The sequence below is a fragment of the Janthinobacterium sp. MP5059B genome, assembly GCF_001758645.1.
Taxonomy (GTDB): domain Bacteria; phylum Pseudomonadota; class Gammaproteobacteria; order Burkholderiales; family Burkholderiaceae_D; genus Janthinobacterium; species Janthinobacterium lividum.
Genome location: NZ_LRHX01000023.1, coordinates 211,470 through 236,638 on the forward strand (window position 1 = coordinate 211,470; position 25,169 = coordinate 236,638).

Annotated in this window: 15 protein-coding genes; 6 read left to right on the forward strand and 9 right to left on the reverse strand. The window is 61.3% G+C overall.

The genetic code is table 11. The features are described 5' to 3' along the window. Positions 1-57: 57 nt before the first annotated feature. From JAB1_RS28515 to msuE, 3 genes are all read right to left on the reverse strand, one after another. A complete protein-coding gene (locus JAB1_RS28515; protein ID WP_070283003.1) occupies positions 58-1,086 on the reverse strand; it encodes a methionine synthase in 1,029 nt (342 codons plus the stop codon). A 25-nt stretch (positions 1,087-1,111) separates the two neighbouring features. Beyond that, entirely contained in the window at positions 1,112-2,089 is a 978-nt protein-coding gene (locus tag JAB1_RS28520) for a DUF1852 domain-containing protein (RefSeq protein WP_070283014.1), read from the reverse strand. A gap of 65 nt (positions 2,090-2,154) precedes the next feature. Beyond that, positions 2,155-2,736 carry an FMN reductase gene (gene msuE, locus JAB1_RS28525; protein WP_070257841.1) on the reverse strand — a complete coding sequence of 194 codons (582 nt, stop codon included), beginning with the start codon at positions 2,734-2,736 and terminating at the stop codon, positions 2,155-2,157. Positions 2,737-2,865: 129 nt separating this feature from the next. Between msuE and JAB1_RS28530 the strand changes: the two genes are divergently transcribed. Continuing rightward, positions 2,866-3,765 (forward strand): LysR family transcriptional regulator, encoded by a 900-nt coding sequence (locus JAB1_RS28530; protein ID WP_070283017.1) that lies wholly within the window; start codon positions 2,866-2,868, stop codon positions 3,763-3,765. A gap of 13 nt (positions 3,766-3,778) precedes the next feature. Continuing rightward, positions 3,779-4,660, forward strand: coding sequence for a methylenetetrahydrofolate reductase (locus tag JAB1_RS28535; RefSeq protein WP_070283073.1), 882 nt, complete (start codon positions 3,779-3,781; stop codon positions 4,658-4,660). Positions 4,661-5,250: 590 nt separating this feature from the next. On the opposite strand, the gene JAB1_RS28540 is transcribed toward JAB1_RS28535, so the two are convergent. Genes JAB1_RS28540 through JAB1_RS28555 form a run of 4 tightly spaced genes read right to left on the reverse strand, consistent with a single transcriptional unit; the run spans position 5,251 to position 12,735 of the window. Beyond that, positions 5,251-6,975, reverse strand: coding sequence for a sigma 54-interacting transcriptional regulator (locus JAB1_RS28540; RefSeq protein ID WP_070283019.1), 1,725 nt, complete (start codon positions 6,973-6,975; stop codon positions 5,251-5,253). Next, the gene (locus tag JAB1_RS28545) at positions 6,972-8,537 is read right to left on the reverse strand and encodes a phospholipase D-like domain-containing protein (RefSeq protein WP_070283021.1); all 1,566 of its coding nucleotides are present in this window, start codon (positions 8,535-8,537) and stop codon (positions 6,972-6,974) included. Before JAB1_RS28545 ends, JAB1_RS28540 begins: the two co-directional genes overlap by 4 nt. Next, the gene (locus JAB1_RS28550; RefSeq protein ID WP_070283023.1) at positions 8,534-9,940 is read right to left on the reverse strand and encodes a hypothetical protein; all 1,407 of its coding nucleotides are present in this window, start codon (positions 9,938-9,940) and stop codon (positions 8,534-8,536) included. Before JAB1_RS28550 ends, JAB1_RS28545 begins: the two co-directional genes overlap by 4 nt. After that, positions 9,940-12,735 (reverse strand): AAA domain-containing protein, encoded by a 2,796-nt coding sequence (locus JAB1_RS28555; RefSeq protein ID WP_083300064.1) that lies wholly within the window; start codon positions 12,733-12,735, stop codon positions 9,940-9,942. The genes JAB1_RS28550 and JAB1_RS28555 overlap by 1 nt, the downstream gene beginning before the upstream one ends. Positions 12,736-13,049: 314 nt before the next feature. Between JAB1_RS28555 and JAB1_RS28560 the strand changes: the two genes are divergently transcribed. Further along, positions 13,050-13,328 carry a hypothetical protein gene (locus JAB1_RS28560; protein ID WP_070283028.1) on the forward strand — a complete coding sequence of 93 codons (279 nt, stop codon included), beginning with the start codon at positions 13,050-13,052 and terminating at the stop codon, positions 13,326-13,328. Positions 13,329-14,228: 900 nt separating this feature from the next. Here JAB1_RS28560 and glmS read toward each other — a convergent pair. Next, complete coding sequence (gene glmS, locus JAB1_RS28565) at positions 14,229-16,058, reverse strand: glutamine--fructose-6-phosphate transaminase (isomerizing) (protein WP_034782627.1); 1,830 nt, start codon at positions 16,056-16,058, stop codon at positions 14,229-14,231. Between the two features lie 161 nt (positions 16,059-16,219). Between glmS and JAB1_RS28570 the strand changes: the two genes are divergently transcribed. After that, positions 16,220-16,693 carry an Lrp/AsnC family transcriptional regulator gene (locus tag JAB1_RS28570; protein WP_070283030.1) on the forward strand — a complete coding sequence of 158 codons (474 nt, stop codon included), beginning with the start codon at positions 16,220-16,222 and terminating at the stop codon, positions 16,691-16,693. 314 nt (positions 16,694-17,007) lie between these two features. Here JAB1_RS28570 and JAB1_RS28575 read toward each other — a convergent pair whose 3' ends face one another. Continuing rightward, positions 17,008-17,709 carry a response regulator transcription factor gene (locus tag JAB1_RS28575; RefSeq protein WP_070283032.1) on the reverse strand — a complete coding sequence of 234 codons (702 nt, stop codon included), beginning with the start codon at positions 17,707-17,709 and terminating at the stop codon, positions 17,008-17,010. 80 nt (positions 17,710-17,789) lie between these two features. Here JAB1_RS28575 and JAB1_RS28580 point away from each other — a divergent pair, with 80 nt between their 5' ends. Further along, a complete protein-coding gene (locus JAB1_RS28580; RefSeq protein ID WP_175445130.1) occupies positions 17,790-19,796 on the forward strand; it encodes a sensor histidine kinase in 2,007 nt (668 codons plus the stop codon). 333 nt (positions 19,797-20,129) lie between these two features. Continuing rightward, on the forward strand, positions 20,130-25,169 hold a 5,040-nt coding region (locus JAB1_RS28585; protein WP_175445131.1), incomplete at its 3' end, for a YDG domain-containing protein.

Sequence of the window (25,169 nt, forward strand, 5' to 3'; positions counted from 1 at the left end):
CTTCCTGTTACGTGACCTGATCCATGTCAATCAACAATCCAGTTTGCCACGGCGCGGCTAGGCCAAGATTTCCCTGCGGATGATGTCTGCGCCGGCACTGAGCGCTTGCAATTTGCCTCTGGCTACCCGGCGCGACAAGGGCGCCATGCCGCAGTTGGTGCTTGGATAGAGTTTGTCGGCATCGACAAAGCGCAGCGCCTTGCGCAGGGTGTCGGCCACTTCCTCCGGCGTTTCAATGGTATTGGATGCCACGTCAATGGCCCCGACCATCACTTTTTTGCCGCGTATGAGTTCAATCAGGTCGATGGGAACACGCGAGTTGTGGCATTCCAGCGAGATGATGTCGATATTCGATTTCTGCAGCTTGGGGAAAGATTCCTCGTATTGACGCCATTCGGACCCCAGCGTATTTTTCCAGTCCGTATTGGCCTTGATGCCGTAACCATAGCAAATATGCACGGCCGTTTCGCACTTGAGCCCTTCGATCGCCCGCTCCAGGGTGGCAATCCCCCAATCATTCACCTCATCAAAAAAGACATTGAACGCGGGTTCGTCAAACTGGATGATGTCGACGCCGGCCGCCTCCAATTCCCGGGCTTCCTGATTGAGGATCTTGGCGAATTCCCAGGCCAGCTTTTCGCGGCTCTTGTAGTGGCTGTCATACAGCGTATCGATCATCGTCATCGGACCTGGCAGGGCCCATTTGATCGGCTGCGTGGTTTGCTGGCGTAAAAACTTGGCGTCTTCCACAAACACCGGTTTCGGGCGGCTTACCGCGCCGACGACTGTCGGCACACTCGCATCATAGCGGTCGCGGATTCTGACGGTCTCGCGTTTGTCAAAATCGACGCCGCTCAGATGCTCGATGAACGTGGTGACAAAATGCTGACGCGTCTGCTCGCCATCGCTGACGATATCGATGCCTGCCTGCTGCTGTTCCTGCAGTGACAAACGCAAGGCATCCTGTTTGCCCTCGATTAATTCCTCGTCCTGCAATTTCCACGGCGACCAGAGTTTTTCAGGTTGGGCAAGCCAGGAAGGTTTCGGCAAGCTGCCGGCGGTCGAGGTAGGCAATAATTTTTTCATGGTGGTGATTTCGTGTGTTGGTTGGTCAGAGAGCGTAGCTGGCAGTCCACTGTTCAAGGACATTTTTGTATGGCTTGATGAAATGCTCTTCCGTATATTTTCCCTGCTTGACTGCCAGCTGACTGCGCTCTTCCCGGTCATAGACAATCTGCGTCAATGAATAGTCCTGGTTCTTCAGGCTCGGCTGATACGACTTGCCTGCCGCCGAATTGGCGTTGTAAATCTCGGGGCGGTAAATCTTCTGGAACGTCTCCATCGTGCTGATGGTGGCGATCAGCTCAAGATTGGTGTAGTCGCCAAGCAGGTCGCCGATGAAATAAAACGCCAGGGGGGCGGCGCTATCTGGCGGCATGAAGTAGCGAACCTGCATGCCCATTTTTTCAAAATATTGATCCGTCGAGGAAAATTCATTTTGTTGATACTCGACGCCCAATACGGGATGCTGATTCCCCGTCCGGTGATAGACCTTGCTGCTCGAGGCGCTGATGCAAATGACAGGCGGCTTGCTGAAGCGCTCTTTGTACGTATGTGATTTGACAAAGTGCCGGAACAGCTTGCCATGAAAATCGCCGAAATCGTCGGGAGCGGTGAAGGTGGATTGATTGTTGTTATGCTCAGGCAGCAGCACGCTGAAGTCGTAATCGCGCACGTAGGAGGAGAAATTATTCCCCGCGATCCCATCGATGCGCTCACCGGTTTTTTTGTCGATAACGGTCGGTTTCAATATCTCGATCAACGGGATATTACTGCCTTCGACATCAATATTCAGCTCCACCGAGATGATTTCAAGCTCCACCGAATAGCGGTCGCCGTTCGGGTTGTCCCAATGCGCCAGGTTGTTGAAGCGGTTGTCTATCATCCTCAGGGTATTGCGCAGGTTTTCCTGGCGACTGTTTCCCCGGGCCAGATTGGCAAAGTTGGTCGTCAGGCGCGTATTGTCCGATGGGTGATAGTTTTCATCGAAAACAATGCTCTTGATACTGAATATAAAATCTTTGCTCATGGTGATCTGGTGTCCTGATTTTTGCGAATAATGTATGTGTTGATGGCTGAGCGTCGTGATGCGTATCAGGCTGCGACCAGCTCTTCAGCGGTGGCAGATCTCGCATGACGCGTCAAGTCGAGCAAGGGCAATGCCCGTTGCACCGCCAGCGTGGCCCGCTGGATCAGGGCTTCGTCCTGCAGGCGGTAGTCGAGGAAATCCTTGTCGGTCGCATACACACCCAGCGGTAATGTGCGTGCCTGGAAAAAGCTGAACAGCGGCCGCAACTGGTGGTCGATCATCAGGGCATGGCGCTCGCTGCCGCCGGTGGCCGCCAGCAGGACCGGCTTGTCGATCAAGGCGTCCTGGTCAATGAAATCGAAGAAGTGCTTGAACAGTCCCGTGTACGCGCCGCGGTAGACCGGTGTTGCCACCACCAGGATGTCGGCTTGCTCGACCGCTGCAAGTTCCCGCTCCACCGTATCGGGCAGGTGGGAGCGCCAGACCGCGCCGGCAAGCTGCGGTGCGAGCTGGCCCAATTCGACCAGGCGTTGTTCGCACAGCACTTCATCGGCGATCAGGTCCATCAGGTGCTCGGCCAGGGCTGCTGCCTTGGAAGGGCGTTGCAGCCCGCCGGAAACCGCGACTAAACGAAGTGGACGTGTCATGTTTGCTTTCATGTGGATGGATGCGCCAGGGCCGTAAGAGTGCAGGCAACAAGGGAATCGATGATAGCGGCGGGAATCGATGAAGTATAATGGTCTTATTTCATACATCCATGAACATGGCTCATCTCAATGCTTGAACGCATCCACCTCAGCATCGTCCAGCAGGTCGAAAAACAAGGGTCGCTGACGGCTGCCGCAGGCGTGCTGCACCTGACCCAGTCGGCCCTGAGCCACAGCATGAAGAAGCTGGAGCAGCAACTGGGCACCGACGTCTGGCTGCGCGAAGGGCGCAACCTGCGCCTGACGCAGGCCGGCCAGTATCTGCTGGCGGTGGCGAACCGGGTGCTGCCGCAACTGGACCTGGCCGAAGAGCGCCTGGGCCAGTTCGCGCAGGGCGAGCGCGGTGCGCTGCGCATCGGCATGGAGTGCCACCCTTGCTACCAGTGGCTGCTGAAGGTGGTGTCGCCGTATCTGGCCGCATGGCCCGACGTGGATGTAGACGTCAAGCAGAAGTTCCAGTTCGGCGGGATCGGCGCGCTGTTCGGCTACGAAATCGACTTGCTGGTCACGCCCGACCCGCTGTACAAGCCGGGGCTGACATTCGAACCCGTGTTCGACTACGAGCAGGTGCTCGTCGTGGCCAAGGGCCATGCCCTGGCGTCAGCGGCCTATGTGCGGCCCCAGCAACTGACCCAGGAAGTGCTCATCAGCTACCCCGTGGACATCGAACGCCTGGACATCTATAACCAGTTCCTCTTGCCGGCCGGTGTCACGCCCAAGCGCCACAAAGCCATCGAAACCACCGACATCATGCTGCAAATGGTGGCCAGCGGCCGCGGCGTGGCCGCCCTGCCGCGCTGGCTGGTGGAGGAATACGCGGCCAAGATGGACGTGGTGCCTGTGCGGCTGGGTGTGCACGGCATCGCCAAGCAGATTTTCCTGGGGGCACGCGAGACGGACACCGCCATCGACTACGTGCGGGCCTTCATCGCACTGGCGCGCCAGCCTGCCAGCGCCAGTGCGCAGTGACCGCAGCGACGCCATGGGTCATCTCCTGATGCATCCCGCTCAGCTCAGGGCCGCTGGCAACATCACGCACGCCTATTCCCTGGAAATCAGTGCGAAGGACATGCCTGCATTGAACGCGGCGGCTCCCCGGATATTGCCCGCGTCAACCATTGCCATTCCCTACCTGCCACGCGAGGACAACGACGCGCGGCTGGCCGCGGCCCGCACCGTGCGCAGGCTCGGCTTCGAGCCCATGCCGCACCTGTCTGCGCGCCGTATCGCCTCGCTCGCCGAGTTTGAGTCGTTCATCCAGCGCGCGGTCGCCGAAGCGGGCGTCGAGCGCTGCTTCGTGATCGCCGGCGATCCATCCACCGCGATGGGACCGTTTTCCGACAGTGCCGCGCTGATCGACACAGGCATTTTCGAGCGCGCGGGCATGCAGGTAATCGGCGTGGGTGGCCACCCGGAAGGCCATCCGGTCATGAGCACGGCCGAACAGTGGGAGGTGCTCGAACGCAAGTGCGACAGCATCGGCAAGCGCGGCATGGCGCCCTTGATCGTCACGCAGTTTGCGTTTGATGCCGACATCGTGTTGACGTGGTTGAAAACGCTGCGCGAGCGCGGCATTGACCATCCCGTGCGCGTGGGCGTGCCGGGCCCCGCGAGCATCGCGGTGCTGGCCCGTTATGCCGCCGTGTGCGGCGTCAGCGCCTGCGCATCGATGTGGTCCAAGTACGGCGTGTCCATCGGCAAGCTGTTCGGCACGGCAGGACCGGATCTGTTTGTCGAGCGCCTGGCCAATGGCCTGACCGAAGCCCATGGCGAGGTCAGCCTGCATTTCTTTCCCTTTGGCGGCATCGCACAATCCGTGAATTGGATAGAGCAGTACCGTGCTCGTACCGGCCCAGGCCCTTGAGCATCCGATGTAGGCGCCGCCTCTCCGGCGGCAGCGCGCCGCCAGATGTGGACAATTAAAACGGTTTGACAACGCAGTTCCTTATAAATCAAACATTTAATGAAACGCCGCAGCTAGAATTTTTTTAATACGGTTCGACAAAAACTTATAACTGCCGCCGGTACTACCGGATCGGTGATAAAACGGATTAACAAGAACTTTTCGTCCGACCAGACTCACCTCATCCATTTCAACGGCGACATGTTCCTCGACCTTTACAGTTCCGCCGGAGAATAGCCTGACGTGATCCTAGTAGCCGTGGATTCTGCGTCCGTCACGCTGGCGCACGTTTTTCCGTTTGGCAGAAAGCTACAACTTCATTACATTCCAAATTGCGAGGTCGATACCGGCTTGTTGTGTAGCGGCATCATTTGCCGAAGGATGGCCTCCTTGCGTTCGGCTGGATACTGATTCACTGCATGTCTTTTTTCCGCCCCCGGATGGATTAAAGTGATTCAAGTGACGCGACATCTATGCTGACACAGGGGGATGACCAAAAACACCGGACCATCCAGCTGTGAGATTTCCATATCCTCGGTATGGCACCACAATCAGTCTTGCTGGATCTCCTTCATCTTGGCATTAAAAGTCCGGGGATTCATGCCCAGAAGCTCTGCAGCCTTCGTGCCGCTGCTAGTGGCTTTTTGGGCTGCCACTAGCAGTCGCCGCTCCCATTCTGCAACCAAGTCCGGACCTGCCAGCACCCTGCCTTTGTCTCGCATTTCGCCCAGGTAGCTTGTACAACGAGAGATGGTGGGTAGCTCATCCTGCAGTGACACGGGCGATCGAGCGCTTTGTTCATCCTCGGCCAGCTCTTCCTTTCTTAGAATTTCCAATTCTGAATTGACCAGTTCGCGGCTAATCGACAGCAGACGCCCTTCCTGCAAACCACCCACCAGTAGGCGTCTGGCCAGCCGTTCCAGATCCCGGAAATTGCCCTCCAGCCGCATGGACCGGAGCGCTCGAGCGATATAGTGCTGGTGCGGACGGAACTGTTCGATGTAGTCCCTGATAAGTGGGGCGCTGCTGTCGCTCTTGACCACCAGCTCCGGATCGCGCTCCACCAGTTGTTCACAGGCGCGGCGTACCACGGATTTCCATATGTTTTCCAGATCCTCGCGACAATCGCGCAAGTCTGGCAACTCGATGACCAGTTCCGAGATACGGTCGAGGAAATCCGGCGCTAGGACCTCCCGCAGCGCGCCGCGCGACTTATTGGTGGCGGCAATAAGCCGGAAGTTAGACTTGATGATTTCCTCACCGCCTATCTTGCGGAAGCTGCCGTTGCGTTGCAGCGCGAGCAGCAGGGCGCCCTGCGCCTGTGGGTCCATCCAGTGGATCTCGTCCAGAAACACGCAGTCACCTTGGGCCAGCTGCAGCAAGCCGTTGCTGTCCTTGCTGGCGGTGCTGTGGGAACCCTTGGCATAGCCGAACAGGCTGCTGCGCAGTATCGTCGGATCGCCACGGAACTCGGCACAGTTCATCTGGTAGTGCCACTCCTTTACGGGCTTCATCTTCCACTCAAGATAGTTCTGGCGCAGGCTTTCGGCGATATGGGTCTTGCCGGATCCGCGGCTGCCGATAATCAATACTGGAAACGGCACTTTACCGTAGCGTTGCACCAGCCCGGCGACCTTTCGCAGGCTTTCCGATTGAGCATTAGCGATGCTCCATTCTTCACAGGCAGTATCATCTTCGCCGCTCCTTGCTAGTTCGGCAAGCAGGTTCCAGTGAACTTCCTGCAGGACCTCCCCAGTTTGCCTCTTATCCCTTGGAATGCCCTGATAGGCGCGGACATTGTCGCCCAAGATCCGAGCCTGCAACGCGACCAGCATCACCGTCTGCGCCGCCGGCGTGCCAGGGCTGAGATTGACGATGATCTGCGCCTTTGGATGGGTGCGTCTAATCTTCGCAAGCGCCGGCGCGGTAAAGCGGAACAATTCCTGATGGTTAGTCGGTGCGACGTCCGTGTCCCAGTAGACCAGCTCCACTTCGGGGCCTTTCTGCTGGCCTATCTCTCGCATCAGTTCCTTGGCCACGTCCACCTCAGATGGTTGGAAGTCCCGTCCGCCAGCCTCGGGCGTGCGCCGGCGGCGCACCAGCAAATAGTGTTTCTTAATCTGGCCGGCCACAGGAGAGCCCAGATTCAGCAGGAACTCCAGTGTTGGACCGGCTTCGCGCTCGTTGTTTTGATAGCTATAGTAGCCGTCCCTTTCACGGCGGTAGGGATCGTTATTGAACGATACCCACGATACGCTGATTTTTTCAGGGTTCATGATCGTTGTCCTTTGCTTTTGCGTACCTGTTGCTGCGCGGGTGGATGGGACACGCGTATCTTCAGCATGCTGTCCGCCAGCCAGCCCTTGCTACGGGCGATGCCATTGCCGTTGGCGTGCTGCAGGCGCAGCACGTCGATGTGGCGATTGGCAGTATCCACCTTAATGTGCATCACCTGCCCGTCGGCGCTGCGTAGCATCTGCTGGCCAGGCGCTTCCATCAGTTCAACGGGGTGGTGCGTCAGTGAGGCGATCAGCGGTCCGATAGCCGTCTTCGGGGGAAGCCGCAGCTCCCAGTCGCCGGATAAGGCCGTCGGGAACCCCGCGTCAGCCAGCTGACGTACCGACGGTGCGCTCACTGCCACATGCGTGCGGCGTTGCATGACGTTGCGGGTCCAGCGGCCGACCGCCGTCGCCACGCCGCTGTCTTCCACCACCACTCCAACCTCGATGCCGTCATGCCAACCATGCTTAGCGTCCAGGTTGCCGGTCCACAACAGCACGGTCTGCCCATCCGCGACGATGGACTTGGTATGCGTGCGGCGATGGCCATGGATGTGCACCTGATTCGGCGCGAGCTCGAGCAGCCAGGCCAAGCAGGCACGCTGCGCTTCGATGTGGTTCCGTGGCTGCACCAGCAGGTCGATACGAACGCCACGCGCCAACGCGCGTTGCAACGCTACGCCCACTGGATGATATTCCATCCCCATGAAACTGTAGGTGGCAATCGCTAGGTGGCTGCGGGCGCGGTCGATTACTTCGACGGCGGCATCCAGTAGCGAGGTTTCGTGTTGGCGCAGGGTAGTCACACAGCGGCTCTCGCCGGCGCTGGTCAGCGTGCGCCACGGCACGATGGGCGGAACCGGCAGCGAGTGCACATCCAGGCTGGCGCCGGGTAGCGATTCAAGGGTGGTCAGCTGCTGCCAGATGTAGGCGAAAAGGCGACCGAACTCGCGCGCGGTCACTGGCTGGTGGATGGCCAGGCCGTCTTCGGGATTGATCTCGTAGGCTTCCTTGGTTGAATTCGCGGAGGTGACGATGGCGCAGGTGTCATCGACAACGCAGAACTTAGCGTGGCAGTCTTCGGCGCTGCGCAGCCAAGCGCCGGCATGCGACAGCCGCCGCAGGTGCTCTTCGTGACGTTTGGCGCGTTCCTGCAGTTTTGCGGTCTGCGCGTCAATCTCGTCGTCCAGCTCGAGCACTTCGGCGCGCAGGTGCTTTTCTAGCGCCGTGAGGATGTAGACTCCTCCATGCAGGCGCTCCGCCGCTTCGCACAGCGCCTGTACGATGTCCTCGTCGGCAAACAGAAAGCTGCAGAACAGCACCTTCTCGCTGGCCGCCCGGATATGCGCGATCAGCCGATTGCGAATGTGCGCGGACTGGCTGAGGTCGTCGGTGGAAACATGCACGATGTCGAGACGTCCCGTGTCCTGCGCGTAGTAGCCGACTGCCGGTTCCGGCGATTTGGCGGGCATAAACAGCACACCTTTTACGCGCTGCTGGCCCAGCTCGATAATGGGGGCGGCGGCCGGTTGTGACGCTTGTTTGATGTCTTCAGTCATGTTTGTTCTTCTTTGGCTGCATAAGGAAAGACCAGATCACGCTGCAGGCGGCGCATGCAGAGCGCAGCACGCAGTTCAATCTGAGACCATGCGTTCATCGCGGCTTCGTCGGCCGACGGCAGCTCGTGGTTGCATTCCCAATAGTCGGTAAGGAGGGCCGCAACTTCCACGCAAGTGCTGTCGAAGTTGCGCCGCAACGCAGCGTCACTTCGCAGAAGGAAAGCGTAAAAGGCCTGGCGCGCCGCCTCACCATCGGCAGGAACTGCGTGAATGCGCAGGACTGCCTGCCATTGGTCGAGCTGCACCGGCAGCAGGACATCGCACGGCCGGTCGCTTCCACTGATTAGGTTGGCTATGTGTTCACCACCGCATGGCAGCTCGTACGCGCCGTCGCCCCGCAGCCGGGTGGCTGCTGGGAGCGCCAGGGCGCTGCTGACGGCAGCCAGCAGTCCGGCCGAATATTGCGCCTGAGCGTTGATCAACCCGGCGGCATCAATCTGCTGACAGGCTCGCGTCTGCGTGCCGTGCCGCAGGAAGGTGCGCCAAACCAGTCCGCCGGACGTGGAGTGAAATGCCGCCAGCACCAGCGCCGCGGTCTTCTGTTGTTGTTTCTCGTTGCCGGGGCGGCTGACTTTCCGAACTTCCCACTGCGAACCCGGCACGATGCGCACCAACTGGCCCCTTAGGCCGCTCACGCTGGCGCCAATGCCGCAGGCTGTCATGCGCTCGTCTGCCGGCAAGGACAATGTGCTGTCCAAGGCACGTAGTGACGGCGGCACTTCTTCCGGCGGCAGCGGCAGCCGGCGCTGATACTGCGTATTGCGTTGCTGTTTTTCATCTTCGACCTTGATGAACAGCAGCGGCTCAGCCAGGAACACGAGCCGTGCCGGGCGCTCCCGCCGTTGCGGAAAGGCGCCGCGTTCCAGTGCTGTGTTGCCCAGGTCGCTCAACTGGCACAGCGGCGAGTCCGATGCCTGCGAGGTATGCAGTTTGCGCGCCTGCGTCGGCGCCGGTGCTACCTGCGTCGGCGCGTCGCCGGCGAGCGGCATGGACATCAAAAAATGCCTGAGGAAGGGCAGCATGCTCTCGTCGGCCTGCGCCGGCTCGGCTTGGAAGTGCTGCAACAGCTGGTCGCCCAGCAAACGGTGGACGGCGGCTTCCGAGACCGTGTCACCCAAACCCAGGTATTCATCGACCAGCGCCGGCGAAATCCGCCCCAGCGCACGCGCCAGCGCTAGGGTTGCCCAGTCAGCCGAGCGGAGCTTGCGCTCTTCCGCGCATTCCAGTGCCGCAAATTCGACTTCGTACAGCGGCACCTCCCGCGCCAAGATTGCGGTGGGCACGCCGGGGACACCAGCGTGGTGCAGCGACGCCTCAATCGCGTGAAAGTCCAGTGCGCTCATTATTGGCCTCCCAATGCACGACCCCATTTCTTCTTCTGCTCGCTGCCCTCGTATAGGCGAACCAGCAGGTCCCCGGGATCGCGCCGGCGGCCGCCCTCCTGGCCGGCCAGCGTGGTCGAGTCTCCGATCACGATGCGTTTGTGGCGCGCGCGCGTGACCGCCACGTTCAGGCGGTTGAGATTGTCGACGTGGCCGCGGTTGCCGTTTGGGTTGCTGCGCGTCGTGCACAGGATCACCAAATCCTTCTCGCGCCCTTGGAAGCGGTCGACAATGCTGATGTGAATATCGATGGGAGCATTGTTTGCCGCCGGGCTATCCCATTGCCGGCGCCACGGGTCGCTGCCGCTGCGAAGGCGGCGGAAAATGGCCTGGCGAAGACTGCGTGCCTGTTCCAGATAAAAGCAGACTACGCCGATCTCGAACGTCGCGTCGGGACCGCGCCCGCGTTTGCGCAGGTCGCCGCGCCAGCTCTGGACTGCCCAAGAGGCGCAGGTGTCGACCAGTTCGATAGCAACATCGATTTCGAGCGGATTGGTGTAGTTGCCGCCTGTCCAGTTGGTGTCGCGCGGGTATTCATAGCGCCGCTTGGCCGGCTGATACGCGGTGTCGAGCCAGATCGATGGCGTCTGCAGACCGGGAATGTCCAGGCCCAGCTGATCGGTTGTGTCCGCCGGCGGGTAGTCGCCATCATAGACCAGCTCGGACGAAAACTCGGCCAATTGTGGTGCCATTCGGTGCTGGTAATTGAGCTTGACCACCCGGCTGGCGGGCAACTTGGTAAGGTGCTCAAACACACTCGGCAGTGCCAGCTTCTGCAGTTCTAGCATCTCGGCACCCAGACGCAGCGTGGCGTTCAACTTGCTGTGGCCGGCGCGGGATACCTCGGTACGCTTCAGTTCATTGCGCCATTTTTCCGGATCGGAGCCCAGCAGCACCAGTTCCTCGCGCTCCGCCTCGCCGATCTCAAAGGGTTGGCACAGCTCCTCCACCAAAGCGCGCCAGGCGCGTTCCCTGCGCACCGGATCGGGGTGCATGCGCTCGTCGAAATGCCGTCGCAGCCGGCTGCTCACTTCGCGTATCCATACAGGATTCGGCGCGGCCAGATCGGCCCGTTTCGCGCGTTCCGACGCCACCGCTTCCAGTTCGCCCAGGTCGACATACGGCGGCAGCTGGCGATGGTCGCCCACCAGTATCCATTTGCGCGCGCGGGCCGCCGGGACGAGGAAATCGGTGAGGGTCGCCTTGCTAGCTTCGTCCATAATCATTACGTCGAACACCGCTTCCACCTCGCGAAACTCGCGCGCCATGGCGATGCCGATCGGCGTGGCACACAGCAGATTGGCGTTGAGCAGCAGCATAACGCCGATTTCATCGTCGTCCTTGATGCGCTCGGCCCATTCGCGCTGCACCCGGGCCACGGGATCCTGCGCCAACTCATCGCCGGCGGCGCTGCGGAGCTTCTGCGATAGTCGGCGGACCAGGTCGCGGCTGCGGTTCTGCAGCAGGAAGCGCTGGGCTGGCACCTCGACATTTTCTACCGAACCCAGGCGGATCGCGGTAACACCGGGACGGTCACCCACGCCTTCCAGCACATTGTCCAGCGCAACATGGGTCGGCGCCACCAGCAGGATGCGCTTACCGGCCTTTACCAGCTCCTCGATAATGCCGCAAATGACGGTGGTCTTGCCGGTGCCCGGCGGCCCTTGGATGAGGGCGATATCGGGCGTGTTCAGTGCCAGCTCCCTGGCCTGCAGTTGACGCTGCGTCTGCGGGTCGCCGGACGGCAGGTCCGGCCGAGGTATTTCCTGCAGCCCGTCAGGGCGCGTGAGCGCCTCCAGCAGACGGCCATAGGCTTCATCCTTGCCCATCGCCATGGCGTCGAGCGCTTCGCGCATGCGCTTGAAGGCGTCATCACCGGGCTTGACGCGCAGTTCGCCTTCTGCCAGCAACTCTTCGCTGTCGTCAATGAAGTCGGTCGATAGCACCTCGCCGTCATCTGAAATATCGTCGAAGGACAGCGTGTGTCTCTTGCCGTTGCTGGTCGGGATCTCAATCCGAGTGCCCGCGCGGGTGAAGGCGCGTGGCCACTCGTCCGTATCCAGGTTACGCAGACGCACTGGCGCGCGGTCGGCCAGTGCGTAGCGTGCGCGCGGCGCCGAAGACTCTGTGTAGTTACGCAGCGCTTCCAGGTAGCGGCGCACATTGCTGATGAAGTTGCGGTCCTTGTCCGATTCGCGCACAGCTTCGCGCGGATCGATGCATGCGCGCAAGCGGGTCTGCGCCGCCACCATCTGGCAGAAGCCCACCGCGTCAAAGCCATGCAGATTGCCTTCAGCGAAGCTGGTCACCAGCAGGCGCGCGACCGGCGGCGTTTTCAGGCGAAAGGCGCTGAACACGCGCAGGCTCAGGCCGTCGTGCGCGGGGCTGCAGGCAAACGCGATTTGGTTGGTTGCCAGCACCACGCAAAAATCATTCGGCGGCAACTTGCCCTCACTGGCTTGTACCAGCCCGAGGCTGGCGGGCTCGCGAAAAGCCGTCGCCTTGAATTTGCCGTCGGTGCCTTTGGTCTGGAACCAGGTCCAGACATCGCACTGATTGAGCAACTCCACGGCAACCGTGAAGTTCAGCGCCGGGTCGATTTTCTTGATAAGTTCCGGCACTTTGGTCGAGCAGGTCAGGGGAATTGCGCCGTGCACTCGCAGGGTGTCGGAAAGCCCCAACCGCGTTTGCCCGGCAATGCGGGGTAGAGGGAGGTCTAGGCGTTCAGCCAAGCGTGCAATACGTTGAGTCAACATAACCAAGAATCGCTTTCGTTCAGGTGGATGAGTGAGCGTCTATATGCAATCGGCGTGCCAGGAGTCTCCCACCAAAAAAATCAATCACTTAGTATCTGACTACTTATTTGATGAGCATTATATAGCCAACTTTCGAGCAAATATTCGCTGCATTTTTTTATAAGAATAATTTTGCTCGTTTTCAGTATATTTATGCGTGAATTCGAACTTTCATCGGCGGTTGAGAAATATAACCATCTGATTTCATTAAGAAATTTATCTTGGCACGCTTTTCGCGGAGTGTTGGATACCACCAACTGAGATCAGGAATAGGGATGAATAGCAAAAATCACGGGAAAGTTCGGCAACAGCAGCGGGGTATCCCATCCGTAATTGTCGATCTGGTGCTGAGGTACGGCAGCCGCGAATACGACCACCGGGGCGGTGTCGTGAAGTACCTCGATCGCCGCGGCCGGAAGCTCGTTGAACAAAACATGGGGATTGATTTTGTGAAGCGCCACAGCAACCAGATGGGCGTCTATGTCGTGCAAAGCGTTACTGACGGCCGTGTGATTACCTGCGGCCATCGCTACGCCAAGATCCACCGGAACTAAGCTACCCAACCGGAGTAATTAATAATTAAGGAAACCAAGAACATCAAGAGGAAATTCCGTCTGCAAGGCGCCGAGAGGTAGCTGAAATGTTAGACGTCATGCCTGAACAAGCGCTGCGATGGGTTAAACGCCTCGAAGTTGACGGTGTCCTAACCTATGATGAGGGTAGAAATTTCCGAGTAGCCTCATCATCAACCTGAACACTGATTCGCACGCCAAGCTGACACCCAATGGCTTTTGAAGCCGGACACCGTTTCTGTCAGGTAGATAAAGGTTAGCTACGAAACTACGTTGATTTATAAAGCTATTCTTCGTATCAATACAATACGCCGAAATCTTCGACCTGCCCATCGCGCTTGGCATCCTACGACAAGGTATACACCGAAGCGGTGACGTTCCCGACATGGCGGCGCATCAGCGAAAACGCCGAGGTTACCATCCAGGCCACACATCGCCTGGTGATTTCCACGCTGGGTGGCAGTGTGGGCCCCATTCCTGGGAACCTCAACGGTACAGTCGTGGAATTCCCATCGTTTTATGCACTGGAAGGGTATCTAGCTACCATTTGCTCTAGGCTAAGCCCAATCACAAGAAGACATTTATCTCCCTTTTCAGGGTACCGAGCAGCGAAATGAACGTCACCGACACTGCGCCCTTCGCCCTGAGTGCGTTGGTGCGGCGCCTTGCCTGGGGCGCCGCATGTACGCCCCCACAGGTCGGGGGCGTTGAAACGACCAAACATCACACCTGCCATCTTGTTTCAGACTTTATTATTTTCATCAAAAGGCCGATATTGACATAAAAATCAATGTCAAACTGCTTTAGGTCATGTCGAACCGTATTGTCTGATGTTAGACCGTATTGTTTGGCGACATCGGAGAAGGGCAACATCCGGCCCGCTTACTCCACCGTCACCGATTTGGCCAGATTGCGTGGCTTGTCCACATCCGTGCCACGCGCCAGTGCCGTGTGATACGCGAGCAATTGCAGCGCGACCACGTGCAGGATCGGCGACAAATCGCCGTAGTGCTCGGGCAGGCGGATCACGTGCAAGCCCTCGCCGGAGCTGATGCGCGAATCGACGTCGGCGAAGACGTACAGCTGGCCGCCGCGGGCGCGCACTTCCTGCATGTTCGACTTCAGCTTTTCGATCAGGGCGTCGTTCGGCGCGATGGTGACGACGGGCATTTCATTTGTCACCAGGGCCAGCGGGCCATGCTTCAGTTCGCCGGCCGGATACGCTTCGGCGTGGATATACGAGATTTCCTTCAGCTTTAACGCGCCTTCCAGGGCGATCGGGTAATGCATGCCGCGGCCAAGGAAGAGGGCGTTTTCCTTGCGGGCGAACTCTTCGGACCAGGCGATGATCTGCGGTTCCAGCGCCAGCACGGAAGCGATGGCGACGGGCAGGTGGCGCATGGCTTTCAGGTGCGCCGCTTCCTGTTCTTCGCTCAAGTGGCCATTGACTTGCGCCAGGCACAGGGTCAGCAGGAACAGGCCGGCCAGCTGCGTGGTAAACGCTTTGGTGGAGGCCACGCCCACTTCCACGCCGGCGCGCGTGATGTAGGCCAGGGCGCATTCGCGCACCATGGCGCTGGTGGCCACGTTGCAGATGGTCAAGGTGTGCTGCATGCCCAGGCTGCGCGCATGTTTCAGGGCGGCCAGGGTGTCGGCCGTTTCGCCGCTTTGCGAAATCGTCACCACCAGCGTGTTCGGGTGCGGCACGCTGTCGCGGTAGCGGTATTCGCTGGCCACTTCCACGCTGACGGGCACCTTGGCGATCGACTCGATCCAGTATTTGGCCGTCATGCCCGCATACGAACTGGTGCCGCAGGCGAGGATCAGCACGCGATCGATCTGCTTGAAGATTTTATAGGCGTCGTCGCCGAACAGTTCCGGCATGATGCCCGTCACGCCTTCGAGCGTGTCGCCGATGGCGCGCGGCTGTTCAAAAATTTCCTTCTGCATGTAATGGCGGTACGGGCCCAGCTCTGCCGCGCCCGTGTGCGCATGCACGGTTTTCACTTCGCGCTCGACGGGCTTGCCATCGACGTCGACGATCCAGCAGCGCGACAGTTGCAGGTCGACCACGTCGCCTTCTTCCAGGTAGATGATCTGATCGGTCGTGCCGGCCAGCGCCATGGCGTCCGACGCGACAAAGTTTTCACCATTGCCCAGGCCGACGATCAGGGGCGAGCCCTGGCGCGCGGCGACCACGCGGTGCGGTTCGTCGCGGCAGAAGACGGCGATCGCATACGCACCGTCGAGGCGTTTCACGGCCTGTTGCACGGTTTCAAATAAATCGCCGTTGTACATGTGCTCAACCAGATGGGCGATCACTTCCGTATCCGTCTGGCTCTGGAAGACGTAACCGAGGGCCGTCAGTTCGGCGCGCAGTTCGTCGTGGTTTTCGATGATGCCGTTATGCACCAGCGCCACGCGGGCATTCTCTTCCGTTGGGGAAAAGTGCGGGTGGGCATTGAAGGAGACAGGGGCGCCATGCGTGGCCCAGCGCGTGTGGGCGATGCCCGTAAAACCGCTCAAGCCTTCTTCGGCGATCTGCTTTTCCAGCTCGGCCACGCGCGAGGTGGAGCGCGAACGCTGCAGACGGCCATCCGCATGCAGGGCGATGCCGCAGGAATCGTAGCCGCGGTATTCCAGACGCTTCAAGCCTTCGACCAGGATGGGAGTGATATTACGTTGCGCTACCGCGCCGACGATGCCGCACATGGAAACCTCTGTCTAAAATTTAATCAATGCACGCATGCTAATGCAGAGTGAAAGAAATATGCTTTCTAAATCCGTGTATTTTTGACTGAATATTTCACACTTATTTTGCGATGAAATATTATTTCATTTAGAATCGATTTATTTTCCAATTCATCACAATCATGAACGATAGCAACATTACCCTCGACGAGATCGATCGTCGCATCCTGAACGCCCTGCAAATTGATGCATCGCAAACCAACAGCGAGCTGGCGCAAGCGGTGCACGTTTCGGCGCCCACCTGTTTGCGGCGGGTCAAGCATTTGCGGGAAAGCGGCGTCATCGAGCGGCAAGTGGCCATCGTCGCGCCGCAGCTGGTGGGCGCGCGCCTGACGGCCATCGTGGAAATCACGCTCGACGTGCAGGCGGCGGAACGCATGGCGGAATTCGAACAACTCGTAGCGGACGAGCCCGCCGTGTTGCAATGCTACCGCGTCTCGCCCGGGCCCGATTTCGTGCTGATGGTGCAGGTGGCCGACATGCCCGCCTATCACGCGCTGGCGCACCGCCTGTTCGCCGCGCACGCGAATGTGCGCAACGTGAAGAGTTATTTTTCCACCTTCCGCAGCAAATTCGAGACGCGCATCACCGTGTGATTCATCGATGATATTTATCCACTGCTTGCCCACCGCTTGCCCACAGATTTATACGGTGCTTTTCCACCGCTTATGCCGCACTTGCCCACAGGTTTATACACAGGGGTGACGAGGGCTGGCCATGGCTGGCAGGCAGGGGGAGTAAGGCAGGCGCCACCGTCACCTGGCCCGCGCGGTGCCGCAGCAGCATGAAAAACGCGTAAAGATGTGGCAAGGCAAACTTGTGCACCAGCTACACACAGCTTGCCAACAAGTTGCGAGCACACTTATCGACAGGCTTATCCACAGCGCTTTCGCGGCGGCAGGCGGGAAACTCAGGGGCGCACTTCGGCGTCCGCATAGAAGCGGTAGCCGGCATTGCGGGCGGTATTGATGGGCAAGGCCAGGCCCGTCGCCTGTTCCGCCTTGCGGCGCAAGCGGCTGATCTGGGTATCCAGGCGGCGCTGGTCGTAGCTGAGAAAATCCTCGCCCAGCGATTGCACGATCTGCTGGCGGCTGACGATGCGTTCCGGCTCGGCCATCAACACGTGCAGCACGGTAACGTCCTGTTGCGACAGCGCAATGGCGCCACAGCCGGGCGGCAAGAGGCGGCGCGGTCCCAGTTCCAGCACCCACGCCGTGGCGGGCGGCGGCACGGCGGCGGGCAGGGGCGCGCCGAGGCGCCGTGCCAGCGCGCCCAGGGTGGCGGCCAGTTCGTCCAGGTCGGCGCTCTTGGGCAGGTAGTAATCGGCACCACCGCCCAGTCCGTTGACCTTGTCCTGCGTCGCCCCGCGCGCCGTAAACACGACGATGCCGATGGGCTGCCCCTGCTCGCGCAAGGCGCGCACCAGCAGCATGCCTTCGCCATCGGGCAAGCCGAGGTCGATGATGGCAATGCGGTGCAGGGCCGGCGTGTAGCAGGCATGGAAGGCGGCCAGGTCGGCCACGGCGCTGACGCGGTAACCGCAATCGCCGAGAAACTCGGTCAGCTCGTGGCGCAGCACGGCTTCGTCTTCAAGCAGGATGAGGTTCAACATGGCGCAAGGATAACCGATCGCCGTGGGGCCGGGAAGTTGTCTTTCTGACTGCCCCGATGGCCGTGGTAAGCTGCCTCGCCATGAAAATCCTGCTCGCCATTTGCCTGTTGTTCGCCACCCTGTTCCCCCACACTGCAGCAGCAGCGCCCGTGCCTGCGCCGCTGCTGCTGCCGGCCAGCGGGCAGCCCGTGTCCGCCAGCGGCCACCTGCAGATGCTGCGCGATGCCACGGGCAGGCTGGGCCCCGATGCGGCACTGGCGGCGCCCGGCTGGCGCACCTTGCCCGGCGCCGTCAGCGCCGGCTACACGCAGGACGCCGTCTGGCTGCGCCTGGACGTGGCACGCGCGGCGGCCGCCCCCGATGAATGGGTCCTGCGTTTCAGCAACGCAGTGCTCGACGATGTGCGGCTATACCGCTGGGATGCGGCGGGCCACTGGATCTTGCAGGAGGCGGGCGCCGACGTGGCGCGCAGCAACTGGCCCATCGATGCGCGCCAGGTGGTGTTCCCGCTGCGCCTGCAAGCCGATACGCCACAGCGCTGGCTGGTGCGCCTGCACAGCAAAAAGGCCATGTCGACGGAGCTGACCTTGCTGCCCAGCGATGCCTTCGACAACGCCTCGCGCCGCGAATACCTGTATTACGGCTTGCAGTTCGGCACTTATTTGCTCTTGATCCTGTTCCATATCTTTTTCTGGCGCATGACGCGCGAAGCCCACAGCGGCTGGTATCTGCTGTACGTGCTGACGAATGCCACGACGGAAGCCTTGACGATCGCCATTCCCCAGCAAATCTTCAACATGCCGAACTGGCTTTCCGATCCCATGCTGGGCGTGTCGATGGCGATGTCCATCGCCGTCGGTGCGCGTTTTTCCACCTTGCAACTGGAACTACCCGCCCTGTCTCCCCGCTTCAGCCGCGTCGTGGTGGGCTTGACGGCCGCTGCCGCGCTGTGCGGTGCGCTGCTGGTGCTGCATGGCGACTATGCCGCTGGCGTGCTCGTCGTGCAAATGACGGCCTTGCCATTGATCGTGCTGTTCATCGCCCTGGCCAGCTGGCTGGCGCTGCGCGGGCATCGACCGGCGCATGCCTTCCTGTTTATCTTCGGCATCTTTTACGCGGGGGTAGTGATCAGTTTCCTGCGCAATATGGCCATCGTGCCACCGAACTTCTGGACCAACCATGCGGCCACCCTGGGCGCCTTCGTGCACATGATGCTGATGAGCCTGCGCCTCAACCGCCGCTACGCCGAATTGCGCCGCGCCAAGGACCGGGCGCAAGCCGAGGCGGTCAGCGCCGTGCGCGCCCTGAATGAACGCCTGGAAGAGCAGGTGGCGCTGCGCACCGTGGCGCTGCGGCAGGAAATCGGCCGGCGCGCCGTGCTCGAGGGCGAATTGCGCGCCGCGCTGGAAGTGGAAACCCGCACCCGCGAAGAACAACAGGATTTCGTTGCCATGGTGTCGCATGAATTCCACACGCCATTGGCCATCATCAATACCACGGCCCAGCAAATTGCCCGCAACGCGGACGCGCCACGGGAAAAAACCTTGCAGCGCTGCCAGAACTTGCGCGAAGCCAGCGGCCGCATGACGGCGCTGGTGGATGAATACCTGAGCGCCGACCGCATGGAAACGAGCGCGGCAACCTTCCGGCCCCTGCCGTGCGACTTGCCCGCCCTGCTGACGGCCGTGCTGGCCGAGTGGCCGCCGGGCCGCATCGAGGCCAGCGTGCAGGCGCTGCCCGCCAGCGCCGTGGTGGATGCCAGCCTGCTGCGCGTGGCCCTGCGCAACCTGCTCAGCAATGCCGACCGGCACGCGCCGCAAGCCCTGGCGATCCGCGTACAGGCCGGTACGCTCGAGGACGGCCACGTGCAGATTGCCGTCAGCAATGACGGCGAGCCGCTGCCTGCCGATGAAATCCCGCGCCTTTTCCAGAAATATTTCCGTGGCCGCATCGCCCAGCACAAGCCCGGCGCCGGGCTGGGCCTGTATCTGGTGCAACGCATCGCCACATTGCACGGCGGCCAGGTCACGCTGGCCAGCGCCGGCAACGACGGCACCATCAGTTTCGTTTTGCGCCTGCCCGTCTGACTCTCTCCCGCATTCCCGACAAAATCAGTCGGGAATCGCTCAGGTTTGCTCAATTTTAAATTTCCCCGTTCTGATATCTTTCCGCTCAGAAATTTTTGTAGCTTTTTATAACAATCGTATCTAAAAAAGCAACAAATACAGCCGCTAACGGACGCCGTCCACGCACAGCACAGGGAAAACATGTATCGCAACCAACTCGCCAGCCACCGCACCGGCCACTCCTTGTTCGCGCCGCGTTCCTGACCCGTTCTTTCCCCCTTTCCCGTTCGCGCCAGCCCGGCCATGCCCGCTGATGCGCGGGCGTTTCCCCATTCATCTCAACAAGGACATCGCATGCACCGTCACGGATCGTTGAATCACATCTACCGCCTCGTCTGGAGCCACGTCTTGAACGCCTGGGTCGCCGTCGCGGAAACCTCGCGCGGACGCGGCAAGGGCAGCCGCCGCAAATTGGCCGCGGCAGCGGCCGCCATGACGGCGCTGGCGCTGGGAGGGCCGGCGCAGGCCGCGCCCACGGGCGGGCAAGTCGTGGCAGGCACGGCCAGCATCAGCCAGCAGGGCAACAGCACCACGATCAAGCAATCGAGCCAGCAGGCAGCGCTGAACTGGAACAGTTTTAACGTGGGCGCGAATGAAACCGTCAACTTCGTCCAGCCCTCGGCCGGCGCGCTGGCCGTCAACCGCATCTTCGACAGCAATGGCACGCAAATTCTCGGCAGGGTCAACGCGAATGGCCAGGTGTACCTGATCAATCCGAACGGCGTGCTGTTCGGCCGCGGCGCGCAAGTCAACGTGGGCGGCCTGGTGGCCTCGACGCTCGACGTCGACAACGCCAGCCTGGGCGGCGCTAAGCATGCATTTAGCGGCAATGGTACTGGCCGGGTCGTCAATGAAGGCACGCTGCGCGCGGCCGACGGCGGCTATGTCGCCCTGCTGGGCCGGCAAGTGAGCAACCACGGCAGCATTGCGGCCCGCCTCGGCACGATCGCCCTGGGCGCCGGCAGCGCCGCCACCCTGAGCTTTGACGGTGCGCGCCTGCTGCAGTTGCAGATCGACCAAAGCACCCTGAACAACCTGGCCGAGAACGGCGGCCTGATCCGCGCTGATGGCGGCCAGGTGCTGATGAGCGCAGGTGCCCGCGATTCGCTGCTGGCCAGCGTCGTCAACAACACGGGCGTCATCGAAGCGCGCGGCGTGGAACAGCGCGACGGCAGCATCATCCTGCTCGGCGGCATGAGCGCAGGCACCACCCATGTGGCCGGCACCCTGGACGCCAGCGCCGCCGCTGGCGGCAATGGCGGCTTCATCGAAACGAGTGCCGCCCACGTGAAGATCGGCAACGACACCCGCATCAGCACGGCAGCACCGGCGGGCCGTGCCGGCACCTGGCTGATCGACCCCGTCGACTTCACCATCGCCGCCAGCGGCGGCGACATCAGCGGCGCCGCCCTGACGAACAATCTGCGCAACGGCAATGTGGTCATCCAGAGCACGCAAGGCAGCCGTGGCACGGCGGGCGACGTGCATGTCAACGACCAGGTCAGCTGGTCGGCCAACCAGCTGACCCTGAATGCCCAGCGCAACATCAATATCAATGCCAACCTGAACGGTTCCGGCACGGCCAGCCTGGCGCTGGAATACGGCCAGGGCGCTGCTGCCGCCGGCAACACGGCCGTGTATCAACTGGGCAGCGGCGCGCAGGTGAGTTTGCCCGCCGGGCAAAACTTCAGCACCAAACTGGGCGCGGACGGCGTGCGCACCGGCTACACGGTGATTACCGCCCTGGGAGCAGCCGGCAGCGTCACTGGCACCGACTTGCAAGGCATTAATGGCAAGCTGGATGGGAATTATGTGCTGGGCGCAAACATCGACGCCTCCGCCGCAGCCGGCTGGCAGGCCGGCTGGAGCGTTGGCTTCGCGCCACTCGGCGGCGACACAGGTTTTAGCGGCGTGTTCGATGGGCTCGGCCACTCGATCAATCAACTCAGTATGAGAGCCTCGCGCAACCAGGGCAGCGGCCTGTTTTCCATCACCACCAAGAATGCCCTGATTCAGAATGTGGGCTTGAATGGCGGCAGTATCTGGGCCACGTATGTAGCCGGCGGCCTGGTCGGCACAAACGCGGGCACCATCCGCAACAGCTATGCTGCGCTCGACGTCGATAGCTACTCCGTCAGCGGCGGTCTGGTGGCGCGCAACAATGGCAGCATCGACAATAGCCACGCCACCGGCACCGTCAGGAGTCAGGCTCAGACAGGTGGCTTGGTCGGCAACAATAGCGGCAGCATCAGCAACAGCTATGCCACGGGAAGCGTGGCGGGCCAGACTTATATCGGCGGCCTGATTGGCATCAACTGGGGCAGTGTCGGCACCAGCTTCGCCACAGGCAGCCTGGTCCTCACCGATGGCGGCAGCGGCGTCGGCGGCCTGATTGGCAGTAATGCCTATTCCAACAAGGTCAGCAACAGTTTCTGGTCCATCAGCGGCACTGGCCAGGCCAGTTCGGATGGCGGCACCGGCCTGACGGATGCGCAAATGCGCACGGCCAGCAGTTTCACGGGCTTTAACTTCACCACCACGCCTGGCGCAACGGGCAACAACTGGGTGCTGGTCAACGTGGACGGCGGTCTGAACAATGCCGGTGGCGCGGCCGGCGCCACATATCCGATGCTGGCATCCGAGTACTCGACCACCATCCAGAATGCCCACCAACTGCAATTGATGGCCATGGCGCCAGGCGCCGCGTATGTGCTGGGTAGCAACATCGACGCCAGCGGCACGGCGAACGGCAAGGATGTCTGGGGCGGCGCCGGCTTCGTTCCCGTCGGCACGCGCCACAACGCGTTCACAGGAAGCCTGGATGGCCAGGGCCATACCGTCAGCGGCCTGTATATCAACCGCCCCAGCGACGACTATGCGGGCCTGATCGGCTATACAGACAGGACTTCGCTCATCAGCAATATCGGCCTGCTCGGTGGCAGCGTCAACGGCGCCTTCGCCGTCGGCAGCCTGGTCGGTTCGAATGCAGGTCTGGTCAGCAATAGCTACGCAACGACGACCGTCAACGGGGAAAGCAGTGTCGGTGGCCTGGTGGGCGAGAATTTCGACGGCACCATCAGCGCCAGCCATGCCAGCGGCACCGTCAGCGGCAGCAGTGGCAAAGTGGGGGGCTTGGCCGGGCAGAATAGCGGCAGCATCATCGATAGCTATGCCAGCGGCAATGCCAGCGGCTTGCGCAATATCGGCGGCCTGGTAGGGGATAATCGCGGCTATGATGGTGCTGTCGCCACCGTGCGCGGCAGCTATGCCAACGGCAATGTCACGGCCACCGAAGACAATGCGGGCGGCCTGGTCGGCTACAACAAGAGCGGTACGATCGCCGACAGTTACGCCAGCGGCGCGGTGAGCGGTGACCGCGATGTGGGCGGCTTGCTCGGTTACAATTCCCGCTCGACCGATAGCGTCAGCAACAGCTACGCGACGGGCGACGTGCACGGCAATGCCAGCACGGGCGCCCTGGTCGGCTACAACGCGGGCGTGGTACGCGACAGTTTCTGGCGCGGCGAGTCCCTGGCAGCCGGCATCGCCGAGAACGAAGGCACGCTGAGCAATGTGCGCGGCCTGAGCGCTGCGCAGATGCGTTCGCAAGCCAGCTTCGACGGCTGGGACATGGCGTCCACCGCCGGCAGCCATGCCATCTGGCGCATCTATGAAGGCCAGACAGCGCCGCTGCTGCGCAGCTTCCTGACCGCCCTGACCGTCACCTCGGATGCTGTCAGCAAGACTTACGATGGAAAAAGTTATGCGGGCGGCCTGTCCAATGCCCGTTATTCGGTCGCCGGCGCTGCCGGTTCCGGGCAAATCTTTTCCTCAAACAATAGCCTGTACGGCGCCATCCGCGATGCCGGTCTCTACAACGCCGTCGGCACCTACCTGTATTCCGGCCAACAAGGGTATGACATCGATCTGCAGGCGGGCGCCCTGACGATCAACCGGGCCGTCATCAGTCTGAACGGCACGCGCACCTATGACGGCAGCGCCAGCATGGCGGCCGGTCTGCTGACACTGAACGGCCTGGTGCAAGGCGAGAACCTGCTGCTGTCGGGTAGCGGTATCCTCGACAACAAAAACGCGGGTGGAAAAAAGGCCATGGCAAACGGCACGCTGGCGCTGGCGGACGGCAGCACGGGGCAGGCCAGCAACTACACCTTGGAGGGCGGCAAGCACAGCGCCACCGTCAACCGCGCCACGCTGAATGTGCAGGGCGTGGGAGCGGCCAATAAAGTCTATGACGCCACCACCGGCGCCACCCTGACGGGCACGGCCGGCGTGCAGGCACTGGGCGATGACCAGCTCAGCGTATCCGGAGGCACCGCCCGTTTTGCCGACAAGAACGCCGGCATGGGCAAGACTGTCATCGTTGATGGCTACATCCTGCAGGGCGCGGATGCGGCCAACTATGTGCTGGTACAGCCGAACAACGTCACGGCCGACATCGGCAAGGCCAGCGTGGTGATCACTGGCGTGGGCGCGGCGAATAAAGTCTATGACGCCACCACCGGCGCCACCTTGACGGGCGAAGCCAGCGTACAAGCGCTGGGTGGCGACCAGTTGAGCGTGGCCGGCGGCGTGGCCCGCTTTGCCGACAAGAACGCAGGCCAGGGCAAGACCGTCATCGTTGATGGCTACAGCCTGCAGGGTGCGGATGCGTCCAACTATGTACTGGTGCAGTCGAGCAACATCACGGCCGACATCGGCAAGGCCAGCGTCACCGTCGCTGGCGTGGCTGCCGCAACCAAAGTGTATGACGCCACCACGGCCGCCGCCCTGACGGGCACGGCCACCGTGCTGGCGCTGGGCGACGACGAACTGCGCGTCGCCGGCGGCAGCGCATCTTTTGCCGACAAGAACGCCGGCAGCGCCAAGACCGTTACCCTCGATGGCTTTGCCTTGCAAGGCGCGGATGCGGCCAACTATGTGCTGGTGCAACCGAACAACGTCACGGCCGACATCGGCAAGGCCAGCGTCACCGTCACTGGCGTGGCCGCGGCGAATAAAGTCTACGACGCCACGACGGGCGCCACCCTGACGGGCACGGCCAAAGTAACGGCGCTGGGCGACGACCAGCTCGGCGTGACGGGCGGCAATGCCCGCTTTGCCGACAAGAACGCCGGAACAGGCAAAACCGTCACCGTCGACGGCTTTGTCTTGCAAGGCGCGGACGCGGGCAACTATGAGCTCGTGCAACCGGGCAAGGTCACGGCCGACATCGGCAAGGCCAGCGTGGTCATCACTGGCGTGGCCGCGGCGAATAAAGTCTACGACGCCACGACGGGCGCCACCCTGACGGGCACGGCCAAAGTAACGGCGCTG